General features: G+C 59.8%; 8 protein-coding genes. 2 read left to right on the top strand and 6 right to left on the bottom strand.

Going from position 1 to position 12,338, the window contains the following annotated elements; genetic code table 11:
- Positions 1-221: 221 nt before the first annotated feature.
- The 5 genes from topA to ACHPFG_RS08855 form a co-directional block, all read right to left on the bottom strand.
- A complete protein-coding gene (topA, locus tag ACHPFG_RS08875) occupies positions 222-2,843 on the bottom strand; it encodes a type I DNA topoisomerase (RefSeq protein ID WP_027604240.1) in 2,622 nt (873 codons plus the stop codon).
- Positions 2,844-2,957: 114 nt separating this feature from the next.
- Positions 2,958-3,194, bottom strand: coding sequence for a DUF1653 domain-containing protein (locus ACHPFG_RS08870; protein WP_010212074.1), 237 nt, complete (start codon positions 3,192-3,194; stop codon positions 2,958-2,960).
- A 98-nt stretch (positions 3,195-3,292) separates the two neighbouring features.
- Positions 3,293-4,468 (bottom strand): acetyl-CoA C-acyltransferase FadA, encoded by a 1,176-nt coding sequence (gene fadA, locus ACHPFG_RS08865; RefSeq protein WP_026136849.1) that lies wholly within the window; start codon positions 4,466-4,468, stop codon positions 3,293-3,295.
- A 29-nt stretch (positions 4,469-4,497) separates the two neighbouring features.
- Positions 4,498-6,645: a fatty acid oxidation complex subunit alpha FadB gene (fadB, locus tag ACHPFG_RS08860; RefSeq protein ID WP_431702143.1), complete on the bottom strand. Its 2,148-nt coding sequence runs from the start codon at positions 6,643-6,645 to the stop codon at positions 4,498-4,500.
- Between the two features lie 495 nt (positions 6,646-7,140).
- Complete coding sequence (locus ACHPFG_RS08855; protein WP_431702142.1) at positions 7,141-7,578, bottom strand: hypothetical protein; 438 nt, start codon at positions 7,576-7,578, stop codon at positions 7,141-7,143.
- A gap of 105 nt (positions 7,579-7,683) precedes the next feature.
- Here ACHPFG_RS08855 and ACHPFG_RS08850 point away from each other — a divergent pair, with 105 nt between their 5' ends.
- The gene (locus ACHPFG_RS08850; protein ID WP_431702141.1) at positions 7,684-8,124 is read left to right on the top strand and encodes a universal stress protein; all 441 of its coding nucleotides are present in this window, start codon (positions 7,684-7,686) and stop codon (positions 8,122-8,124) included.
- A gap of 132 nt (positions 8,125-8,256) precedes the next feature.
- Here the strand turns inward: ACHPFG_RS08850 and ACHPFG_RS08845 are convergent, their stop codons facing one another.
- Positions 8,257-10,176, bottom strand: a complete 1,920-nt coding sequence (locus ACHPFG_RS08845; RefSeq protein ID WP_431702140.1) for an ATP-binding cassette domain-containing protein — start codon at positions 10,174-10,176, stop codon at positions 8,257-8,259.
- 213 nt (positions 10,177-10,389) lie between these two features.
- Between ACHPFG_RS08845 and ACHPFG_RS08840 the strand changes: the two genes are divergently transcribed.
- Positions 10,390-12,318 carry a transglycosylase SLT domain-containing protein gene (locus tag ACHPFG_RS08840; RefSeq protein WP_431702139.1) on the top strand — a complete coding sequence of 643 codons (1,929 nt, stop codon included), beginning with the start codon at positions 10,390-10,392 and terminating at the stop codon, positions 12,316-12,318.
- Positions 12,319-12,338 lie beyond the last annotated feature (20 nt).

Here is a 12,338-nt window from a genome sequence, read left to right as displayed (position 1 = left end):
TGATGCTGGCTGAACAGTGTCACGGATCAGCCGAGCCTACTGCAAGTGCAATAAACCGCTGCTTATGCGGGTCAAAACTCGACTTTCAGATCCAGACAGATCCAAATGTGGGAGGGGGCTTGCCCCCGATAGCGAAGAATCAGTCATACACATGTCGACTGATATACCGCTATCGGGGGGCAAGCCCCCTCCCACATTGGATCTTCAGCGCATCCGACGGATCAAGCCCCCTGGCGCTTGTCCTCGACCTTCCACTTGCCACCGTCGTAGAACGCTTTCCAGCCGGTAGGCTTGCCGTCCACTTCGGTCTGCACGTACTGCTCCTTGGTCTTGCGGCTATAGCGGATCACGGCCGGGCGACCATCCGGGTCCTTCTTCGGCGCTTCACACAGGAAGTGGTACTTCGGATCGATCTCGTCCTTGTGCGGCACGATCTCCAGCACCAACGGCGCTCGAGTCTCGCGGTTTTTCGGGAACTGGCTGGCCGCCAGGAACAACCCCGAAGCACCGTCACGCAGGATGTAGGTGTCGTTGACCTTCTCGCACTTGAGTTCCGGCATCTTCACCGGGTCCATCTTGGGCGGGGCCGCGTCACCGCTTTTCAGCAGTTTGCGCGTGTTCTTGCAGGTCGGGTTGGTGCAACCGAAGAACTTGCCGAAGCGGCCGGTCTTGAGCTGCATCTCGCTGCCGCACTTGTCGCATTCCAGGCTCGGGCCTTCGTAACCCTTGATGCGGTAGCTGCCCTCTTCGATCTCGTAGCCGTCGCAATCCGGGTTGTTACCGCAGATGTGCAACTTGTGCTTCTCGTCCAGCAGATAGGCGTCCATCGCCGTGCTGCAGATGGGGCAGCGGTGCTTGCCACGCAGTACCAGCGACTCGGATTCACCCTCGTCGTCTGCCGCAATTTCATCGCCCGGCACCAGGTTGACTGTCGCCTTGCAGCGCTCTTTCGGTGGCAGGCTGTAGCCCGAGCAACCGAGGAACACGCCAGTGGACGCAGTACGAATCTGCATCGGGCGGCCGCAGGTCAAGCATGGGATGTCGGTCATCACCGGCTGGTTGGCACGCATGCCGCTCTCAGGGCTTTCGGCCACTTCGAGTTTTTTCTTGAAGTCGCCGTAGAACTCGTCGAGCACGTTTTTCCAGTCGCGCTCGCCCTGGGCCACGTCATCGAGGTTCTCTTCCATACCGGCGGTAAAGCCGTAGTCCATCAGGTTGGAGAAGCTCTCGGACAAGCGTTCGGTGACGATGTCGCCCATCTTTTCCGAATAGAAACGACGGTTGTGCAGCGCGACGTAGCCACGGTCCTGGATGGTGGAGATGATCGCCGCGTAGGTCGAAGGACGACCGATACCGCGCTTCTCCATCTCTTTCACCAGGCTGGCTTCCGAATAACGCGCCGGCGGCTTGGTGAAGTGCTGGGACGGGTCGAGCTTGATCAGCTTCAACGTGTCGCCCTGGGCCATGTCCGGCAGCACATCGTCGTCGCCTGGCTTGGCGATCTGCGGCATCACGCGGGTGTAGCCATCGAACTTGAGGATACGGCCCTTGGCGCGCAGCTCGAAGTCCCCGGCGCCCACACTGACGGTAGTGGACAAGTATTGCGCCGGCAGCATCTGGCAAGCCAGGAACTGGCGCCAGATCAGCTCGTAGAGGCGCTCAGCGTCGCGTTCCATGCCGCTCAGCTTGCTTGGCTCGGTGTTGGCATCGGAAGGACGAATCGCTTCGTGAGCCTCCTGGGCGCCTTCTTTGCTGCTGTAGACGTTCGGCTTCTCCGGCAGGTACTTCTTGCCGAATTCGCTTTCAATATAGGTACGCGCCATTGCCACCGCGTCTTGCGACAGGTTGGTGGAGTCGGTACGCATGTAAGTGATGTAGCCGGCTTCGTACAGACGCTGGGCCATCATCATGGTTTTCTTCACACCGAAGCCCAGGCGGTTGCTCGCGGCCTGTTGCAGGGTGGACGTGATGAACGGTGCCGACGGCTTGCTGCTGGTCGGTTTGTCTTCGCGCTTGACGATGCTGTAGCTGGAGGCCTTGAGCTTCTCCAGCGCGGCCATGGCCTGGGCTTCGTTCAGCGGCTTGAACGCCTCGCCTTTCTCACGGGCCACTTCGAAGCGCACGTTGGCGCCCTTGGCAGTGCCCAGGTCGGCGTGAACTTCCCAGTATTCCTCGGGGTTGAACGCACGGATCTCACGTTCACGCTCCACCACCAGCTTGACCGCTACCGATTGCACACGGCCGGCGGACAGGCCACGGGCGATCTTGGCCCACAGCAGCGGCGAGACCATGTAGCCCACGACGCGGTCGAGGAAACGACGGGCCTGTTGGGCGTTGACACGGTCGATATCCAGTTCGCCCGGCTTGGAGAAGGCTTCCTGGATGGCTTTCTTGGTGATTTCGTTGAACACCACACGCTTGTAGCGGCTGTCATCACCGCCGATGGCTTCCCGCAGGTGCCAGGCAATGGCTTCCCCTTCGCGGTCCAAGTCCGTTGCGAGATAGATGGTGTCGGCATCTTTGGCGAGCCGGCGCAGCTCTTCGATGACCTTTTCCTTGCCCGGAAGGATTTCGTACTTGGCCTTCCAGCCATGATCCGGGTCCACACCCATGCGCGAGACCAGCTGCTTGCGCGCTTTCTCTTTAGGCGTGAGCACCGGACCTTCGCCCGCAGCCGCCTTGCCGCGCTTGGCGGCAGGCTCCTTGCTGGCGCTAGCCGAACCGCTGGTGGGCAGGTCTCGGATATGGCCGATACTCGACTTCACCACGTACTCGTTGCCCAAGTACTTGTTGATGGTCTTGGCCTTAGCCGGGGATTCCACAATGACCAGCGATTTGCCCATGGATCGGAAAATTCCTGAATTCGAGAAGTGAAAGGCAGTTGGCGCCTGACGCGGCAACGCTATATATAGTGGCAACAAGGTGAGGTCAAGCGCAGCATTCTGCGCGACCTGCCGTTATTGCCCTGAAAAAAGGCTGGGTTCGGCCTGGACCAAAGCAAAGCGCGGGACCTGCTCACCGTCAACTTCGACGGTCTCCAGGAACATGCTCAAGGGACGCACCCAAAAGCCGTAATCGCCATACAGTGCTTGGTAGAACACCACTTCCTCTTCGGTCTCGGAATGCCGTGCCACGCTGAAAACGCGGTACTGCGGACCTTTATAATGCTGGTAGAGCCCTGGTTCGACTTTCATGCTCTGGCCCCCTTACAAAATTTGTTAAAAAAAAAATATTAAAAATTCCAAAAAACAAAAACCGGGGCACTGGGCCCCGGCTTCCGTCAACTCAACGCTTAGACGCGTTCGAAGACGGTGGAAATGCCTTGGCCGAGACCAATGCACATGGTTGCAACCCCAAGGTTACCGCCATTTTGCTTCATCACGTTCAGCAAAGTGCCGGAAATACGTGCACCGGAGCAACCAAATGGGTGGCCCAGGGCAATCGCACCGCCGTGCAGGTTAACCTTCTCATTCATCTTGTCGAGCACTTTCAGATCTTTCAACACCGGCAGGGCCTGTGCGGCGAAAGCTTCGTTGAGCTCGAAGAAGTCGATATCGGAGATAGTCAGGCCTGCGCGCTTCAAGGCTTTTTGTGTCGCCGGTACTGGACCATAGCCCATGATTGCCGGGTCCACACCCGCCACGGCCATCGAGCGAATCACCGCCAGCGGCTGGATACCCAGGTCCTGGGCACGCTGTGCCGACATCACGATCATGCACGAAGCGCCATCGGTGATTTGCGACGAAGTGCCGGCAGTCACGGTGCCGCCCTTCGGATTGAAGGCAGGCTTGAGGGCCGCCAGGCTTTCCAGGGTGGTATCCGGACGAATGGTTTCGTCGTAGTCGAACAGCTTGAGGAAACCGTTCTCGTCGTAGCCGTTCATCGGGATGATTTCATCCTTGAACTTGCCTTCCACGGTCGCCTTGTGGGCGAGCTGGTGGGAACGCACGCCGAATGCGTCCTGGGCTTCACGGGTAATGCCATGCATCTTGCCGAGCATTTCCGCGGTCAGGCCCATCATGCCCGAGGCTTTTGCCGCGTACAGCGACATATGTGGGTTCGGATCGACACCGTGCATCATGCTGACGTGACCCATGTGCTCCACGCCACCGACCACGAACACGTCACCGTTACCGGTCATGATCGCCTGGGCGGCGGTGTGCAGCGCGCTCATGGACGAGCCACACAGGCGGCTGACGGTCTGGCCGGCAGCCGTGTGCGGGATCTGCGTCATCAGCGACGCCATGCGCGCGATGTTCCAGCCCTGCTCCAGGGTCTGGTTGACGCAGCCCCAGATCACGTCTTCGACTTCATTCGGGTCGACCTTGACGTTGCGTTCCAGCAGCTTGCTGATCAGGTGCGCCGACATGTCTTCAGCACGGGTGTTGCGGTGCATGCCGCCCTTGGAGCGGCCCATCGGTGTACGACCGAAGTCGACAATCACCACGTCTCTTGGATTCAAGCTCATAAATATTCTCGCTCTAGTCGTCTGGGCGCTTAACCGAAGAAGCTCTGGCCGTTTTTGGCCATTTCACGCAGCTTCGCGGTCGGGTGGTACAGCGGGCCCAGATCAGCGTATTGATCAGCCAGGGCAACGAACTCGGCCACACCGATCGAGTCGATGTAACGCAGTGCACCACCACGGAATGGAGGGAAACCAATACCGTACACCAGGCCCATATCGGCTTCGGCGGCAGTTTCAACGATGCCGTCTTCCAGGCAACGCACGGTTTCCAGGCACAGTGCGATCATCATCCAGTTGATGATGTCCTCGTCGGACACCTCACGCTGCTCGTAGATGACCGGCGCGAGTACTTCGTGCACCGAAGGGTCGGCCACTTTCTTCTGCTTGCCCTTCTTGTCCGCCTCGTAGGCGTAGAAGCCTTTGCCGTTCTTCTGGCCCAGGCGCTTGGCCTCGTAGAGCGCGTCGATCGCGGAGCGGCGGTCGTCTTTCATGCGGTCCGGGAAGCCTTCAGCCATCACGTCACGACCGTGGTGGCCGGTGTCGATGCCGACCACGTCCATCAGGTACGCCGGACCCATTGGCCAGCCGAATTTTTCCATGACCTTGTCGATGCGCACGAAGTCCACACCGGCACTCACGAGCTTGGCGAAACCGCCGAAGTACGGGAACAGCACGCGGTTGACCAGGAAGCCTGGGCAGTCGTTGACCACGATCGGGTTCTTGCCCATTTTCTTGGCGTAGGCAACGGTGGTGGCAATCGCCAGCTCGCTGGACTTCTCGCCACGGATCACTTCCACCAGCGGCATCATGTGCACCGGGTTGAAGAAGTGCATGCCGACGAAGTTTTCCGGACGCTTGAGGGCCTTGGCCAGCAGCGAAATGGAAATGGTCGAGGTGTTGGACGCCAGGATGGTGTCGTCTTTGACGTGGCCTTCAACTTCAGCCAGTACCGCCTGCTTGACCTTCGGATTCTCGACAACCGCTTCGACCACCAGGTCGACATGGCCGAAATCACCGTAGGACAGCGTAGGACGAATGCCGTTAAGCACTTCAGCCATCTTCGCAGCCGTCATGCGACCTTTATCAACGCGGCCGACCAGCAGCTTGGCGGCTTCGGCCAGGCCCTGTTCGATCCCGTGCTCGTTGATGTCCTTCATCAGGATCGGCGTGCCTTTGGACGCCGACTGATAGGCAATACCGCCGCCCATGATACCGGCGCCGAGTACGGCAGCCTGTTTCACGTCCTTGGCGATTTCGTCGTAGGCCTTGGCCTTTTTCTTCAGTTCCTGGTCGTTCAGGAACAGGCCGATCAGGCTCTGGGCAGCTGAGGTCTTGGCCAGTTTGACGAAGCCCGCAGCTTCCACTTCCAGGGCTTTGTCGCGACCGAAGTTCGCGGCCTTCTGGATGGTCTTGATCGCTTCAACCGGCGCCGGGTAGTTCGGGCCGGCCTGGCCAGCCACGAAACCCTTGGCGGTTTCGAACGACATCATTTGCTCGATGGCGTTGAGCTTGAGTTTTTCCAGCTTCGGCTGACGCTTGGCCTTGTAGTCAAATTCGCCGCTGATGGCGCCCTTGATCAGGTTCAACGCGGCTTCAGCCAGTTTGTCCGGAGCCACCACGGCGTCGACGGCACCGACTTTCAGTGCGTCCTCAGCGCGGTTTTCCTTACCGGCGGCAATCCACTCGATGGCGTTGTCGGCACCAATGATGCGCGGCAGGCGCACGGTGCCGCCGAAGCCTGGGTAGATGCCCAGTTTGACTTCAGGCAGACCGATTTTGGCAGTGGCCGCCATGACGCGGAAGTCCGCCGCCAGGCACATTTCCAGGCCGCCGCCCAGGGCGATGCCATTGATCGCGGCAACGGTCGGTACGTTGAGGTCTTCGAAATCGCTGAAAATCTTGTTGGCTTCGAGGTTGCCAGCCACCAGCTCGGCATCGGGCAGCTTGAAGTTGTCGACGAATTCGGTGATGTCAGCGCCGACGATGAACACGTCCTTGCCACTGGAGACGATCACGCCTTTGATCGATGCATCAGCCTTGATGGTGTCTACGGCCTGACGCAGTTCGTTCAGGGTTAGACGGTTGAACTTGTTGACGGACTCACCCTTGAGGTCGAACTTCAGTTCGACGATGCCACTTTCAAGAGCCTTAACCGTGATGGCTTTACCTTCGTAAATCATCAACTGATCTCCACGATATGGAAGCTGAACAGTACACATTGGACGCTGGCCTATGCTTGGACATTGATAATTTCGTCAATGCTCAGGCCAATCCGCCAGGCACACCCGCCAATGCGATAGTCGGGGTTCTGTATGAGCGGTCTGACAGACAAACGCTCAATTCATACGCCCGTTTGATTTGGGTACGCCACCTTCATCCAATTCCGAGCAATTGTCAATCGCTCGAAAGGCTAGGAAAAACGCGACTTTCCAGTCATTTCAGAACCCCAGGGCCAGGCCCGCGATTCGTCAATATTCAACTATTCACGAAATCAATAATGAAAAAGATAGGGGAAAACGCTGTACAGATCGGGATATGCCGCTAGGCTAGCGACAACCGTAACGCGCCTGGATGAACATCCGACGCGGGAAACACAGATTTACCGGCCTGCCTGGCCAACTCCAGCCCGATGATGCTTTCGGGCTTTTTATTGCCTGGCGTTTAACACCGAAGCATCAGGCCAGGGCCTTGAGCAATTTATCAATGGCCAGCAAGTCGCTCGCCTCGCCCTTCTCACCCCAGTAAAGGGCGATCATTTGCTTGTCGGCCTCGACCTTGTAGACATTCGCCGGCAGCGTTGCAAAATGCGGCAACAACTTCTCATCGACGCACACTTCGCGCCACTGATTGACCCACACGCCCGGCTCCAGCTGCCAGTAACTCCATACGGCCGGCGTGCTGCCGCGTCGAGGCCGACAGTACTGCGCACACGGGCTCGGCGGCTCTTGCTTGAGCCAATGCGGCCACTCCTGGGGCGCCAGTTGCATGGCCAGGCCGATGCGGCGTGCCTCCATGCGCAGGGCCATGCGCCCGCTCTGATGGCGCGATGGACGCAGCCATGCCAGAGGGCTCAGAACCAAGACAAGGATTGACACCACTATCCAGACCGTCATATGTGTACTCCCGATTTTTCTGATGAGCGGATTTGACCCGACACAACCCTATCCGCTTGAAAGCAGCCATACTGAATCTATTGCAGTCCCCTGGAGGAACGCCCCATGTCCTACGAACATATTCTGGTCGCCGTAGACCTGACCGAAGAGTGCGATCCAGTGATCAAGCGCGCCCGCGCCTTCGCCGTCGCCAGTGGCGCGAAACTGTCCCTGGTGCATATCGTGGAGCCCATGGCCATGGCCTTTGGCGGCGACGTGCCCATGGACCTTTCCCAATTGCAGCAACAACAGTTCGACCAGGCCAAGGAGCGCCTTGACCGCCTGATCGTCAAATACCCCGAAGTGACCAAGGAAAATTCCCACCTCACCTACGGCCAGCCCCGCCAGGAAATCCATCACCTGGCCAAGGAACAGCATTGCGACCTGATTGTGGTCGGCAGCCATGGCCGTCACGGTTTGGCGTTGCTGCTGGGCTCTACTGCCAATGATGTGCTGCACGGTGCGCCGTGCGATGTGTTGGCGGTAAAGCTGGTAAAAAGTTCGTAAGACCGATGCAGATCTAATGTGGGAGGGGGGGCGACGATTCGACTTGCCCCCTCCCACGTTTAAACCGTATTTCATATGAAAAACCCGGTGTTCATCAGATGAACACCGGGCTTTTTATTGCGTGTAGATCACTCAGGCATCCAGCTCGGCCCAACGCTCCACCAGCACTTCCAGCTCCTGGTTCAACGTCTCCAGGGAGGCGATGACCTTGGCGGTTTCCGCCGCGGGACGCAGGTAAAAACCCGCGTCAGCCATTTCCGCTTCCACCGCTGCAATCTGCTGTTCCTTGGCGTCGATATCACCCGGCAAGGCTTCCAGCTCACGCTGCAGCTTGTAGCTGAGTTTCTTCTTGGCGGCCGGTGCAGCTTCCTGGGCCGGTGCAGCAGCTTCCACCGGAGCCACCACAGCGGAGGTCAGGTCGGCCTTGCCGGACTTGCTCTCGGTCACGCCCAACAGGCGCGGCGAGCCGCCCTGGCGCAGCCAGTCCTGGTAACCACCGACGTATTCACGCACCTTGCCTTCACCTTCGAAGACCAGGGTGCTGGTGACTACGTTGTCGAGGAATGCCCGGTCGTGGCTGACCATCAGCACAGTGCCGTTGAAGGTCAGCAGGACCTCTTCCAGCAGCTCGAGGGTTTCCACGTCGAGGTCGTTGGTCGGTTCGTCGAGCACCAGCAGGTTGGCCGGCTTGCTGAACAGCTTGGCCAGCAGCAGGCGCGCACGCTCGCCACCGGACAAGGCTTTCACTGGCGTACGCGCACGCTGCGGGCTGAACAGGAAGTCGCCCAGGTAGCTGAGTACGTGGCGGCTCTGGCCGTCGATGTCGATAAAGTCGCGGCCTTCGGCGACGTTATCGATCACGGTTTTTTCCAGGTCCAACTGATGGCGCAACTGGTCGAAGTAGGCCACGTCGATGCGCGTGCCCTCTTCCACGGTGCCGCTGGTCGGTTTCAGGCCATTGAGCATCAGTTTGAGCAAGGTGGTCTTACCGGTACCGTTGGCGCCCAACAGGCCGATACGGTCGCCGCGCTGCAGGACCATCGAGAAGTCCTTGATCAGGAACGGGCCATCCGGGTGATGGAAGCTGACGTTCTCGAGCACCATGACCTGCTTGCCCGACTTATCGGCGGTATCCAGCTGGATATTGGCCTTGCCGGTGCGCTCGCGACGTTCGCTGCGCTCAACGCGCAGGGCCTTGAGGGCACGCACGCGGCCTTCGTTACGGGTGCGGCGCGCCTTGATGCCCTGGCGGATCCAGACTTCTTCCTGGGCCAGTTTCTTGTCGAACAGGGCGTTGGCGGTTTCTTCGGCGGACAGTGCAGCTTCCTTGTGCACCAGGAAGCTCGCGTAGTCGCCGTTCCAGTCGATCAGGCCACCACGGTCCAGTTCAAGAATGCGCGTCGCCAGGTTCTGCAGAAAGGAACGGTCGTGCGTGATGAACAGCACGGCGCCCTGGAAATCCTTGAGGGCTTCTTCCAGCCAGGCGATGGCGCCGATGTCCAGGTGGTTGGTCGGCTCGTCGAGCAGCAGCAGATCCGGCTCGGACACCAGGGCCTGGGCCAGCAGCACACGACGACGCCAGCCGCCGGACAACTCGGCGAGGGTCTTGTCGGCCGGCAGTTGCAGGCGGCTCAGGGTGCTGTCGACCAGTTGCTGCAGGCGCCAGCCGTCACGGGCTTCGAGGTCCTGCTGGACATGCATCAGCTTGTCCAGGTCCGCTTCGGTGACGCAGTTCTGCGCCAGGTGATGGTATTGCGCAAGCAACTCACCGACACCGTCCAGGCCTTCGGCAACCACGTCGAACACGGTCCGTCCGTCGGCCACCGGTAATTCCTGCGGCAATTCGCCAATCTTGAGGCCCGGGGCGCGCCATACGGAGCCGTCATCGGGCTTCTGGTCGCCCTTTACCAGCTTCATCATGCTGGACTTGCCGGTGCCGTTGCGACCGATGATGCACACCCGCTCACCACGGGCGATCTGCCAGGACACCTTGTCCAACAACGGCATAGCGCCGAAAGCAAGGGACACATCGCTGAATTTGAGCAGGGTCATACGCTTCTCCAAAAACTGGGCGCGCATTCTACCTGACTTGAGGGGGGGATGCGGCCAGCATTTTCTCTACCGACACGTTCTGTAGGACATTTCTGGCGAACTTGAAGGAAGCCACTGGCAAAGCTTTCGCCGGCCGCTGGCAAAAGGCTAAGCTAGGGGCAATCAGTGTCGGCGGTGCCGGTGCTAGTCGTGATTTCTCTGCACGGACGTCTCATGCGCAGTCGCCTTTTCAACTTTTTATCTTGTCTGCTTCTTTCCGCCACCGCCGTTCAATCCGCCCAGGCCGTGGACCTCACCACCCAACGTCAATATTACGATGAAGCCAAACGCGCCCTGGCCAAGGGCGATACGGGCCCCTACATGCAATACAGCCAGGCCCTGGCCGACTACCCGCTGACGCCCTACCTGGCCTACGACGAACTGACCGCCCGGTTGAAGACCGCCAGCAACGAGGAAATCGAACAATTCCTCGCCAAAAACGGCGACCTGCCCCAGGCCAACTGGATGAAACTGCGTTGGTTGCGCTGGTTGGCCGACCGTGGCGACTGGCAGACCTTTGAAAAGTACTACGACCCCAAGCTCAACTTCGTTGAGCTGGACTGCCTGCATGGCCAGTTCCAGCTGACCCAAAACTTGAAGGCTGAAGGCTACAAAACCACCGAAAAACTGTGGATGACCGGCAAATCCCAGCCGGCCGCCTGTGATGCCACCTTCGGCCAGTGGGCCGCCGACGGCCAACTCACCGAACAAAAAATCTGGGACCGCGCCAAACTCGCCGCTGAAGCACGCAACTACGCGCTGGCCAACAGCCTGGTAAAAACCCTGCCGACCCTGGGTGCCCAGGGCCGCCTGATGGTGGACGTGGCGCAAAAGCCCGACATGCTCAGCGACCCGTCGCGCTTCCTGCCGGCCACGGAGGCGATGTCTGACGCCGTCGGCCTGGGCCTGCGCCGCCTGGCACGCCAGGACCCGGACAAGGCCATGGCCCTGCTCGACGGTTACGCGAGCAGCATGCACTTCTCCCGTGACGAAAAAGTGGCAATTGCCCGTGAAATCGGCCTGACCCTGGCCAAGCGCTTCGACCCGCGCGCGCTTGAGGTGATGACCAAGTACGACCCCGAGTTGCGCGACAACACCGTGTCCGAATGGCGCCTGCGCCTGCTGTTGCGCCTGGCCCGCTGGGAAGATGCTTACCAACTGACGCGCAAACTCCCGCAGGATTTGGCCACCACCAACCGCTGGCGCTACTGGCAGGCCCGCAGCCTGGAACTGGCCGAGCCGAAAAACCCGCAGGCCCTGGTGCTGTACAAGAACCTGTCACGGGAGCGTGACTTCTACGGCTTCCTCGCAGCAGACCGCTCCAAAGCGCCGTACCAGCTGAACAACAAGCCGTTGGTGATGAGCCAGGCACTGATCAACAAGGTGCGTAACACCCCCGGCGTGCGCCGTGCCCTTGAGTTCTATGCCCGTGGTCAGATAGTGGATGGCCGCCGCGAGTGGTACCACGTCAGCCGCCACTTCAACCGTGATGAAATGGTTGCCCAGGCCAAGCTGGCCTACGACATGAAGTGGTACTTCCCGGCGATCCGCACCATCAGCCAGGCGCAGTACTGGGATGACCTGGACATCCGCTTCCCGATGGCCCACCGCGACACCCTGGTGCGCGAAGCCAAGGTCCGTGGCCTGCATTCCAGCTGGGTATTCGCCATCACCCGCCAGGAAAGTGCCTTCATGGACGACGCGCGCTCCGGCGTCGGCGCCAGCGGCCTAATGCAACTGATGCCCGGCACCGCCAAGGACACCGCGCGCAAGTTCAGCATCCCCCTGGCCTCCCCCGCCCAGGTGCTGGACCCGGACAAAAACATCCAGCTCGGCGCCGCTTACCTGAGCCAGGTGCACAGCCAGTTCAACGGCAACCGCGTCCTCGCCTCCGCCGCCTACAACGCCGGCCCCGGCCGCGTGCGCCAATGGCTGCGCGGCGCCGACCACCTGAGTTTCGACGTATGGGTGGAAAGCATCCCGTTCGACGAAACCCGCCAGTATGTGCAGAACGTGCTGTCTTATTCAGTGATCTACGGGCAGAAGCTCAACTCGCCACAGCCGTTGGTGGATTGGCATGAGCGGTACTTTGATGATCAATAAGGTTTGAAGCAGAAATGAAA

The sequence above is a fragment of the Pseudomonas sp. BR20 genome, assembly GCF_050780135.1.
GTDB lineage: Bacteria > Pseudomonadota > Gammaproteobacteria > Pseudomonadales > Pseudomonadaceae > Aquipseudomonas.
This window is presented reverse-complemented; position numbering and strand designations above follow the sequence as displayed.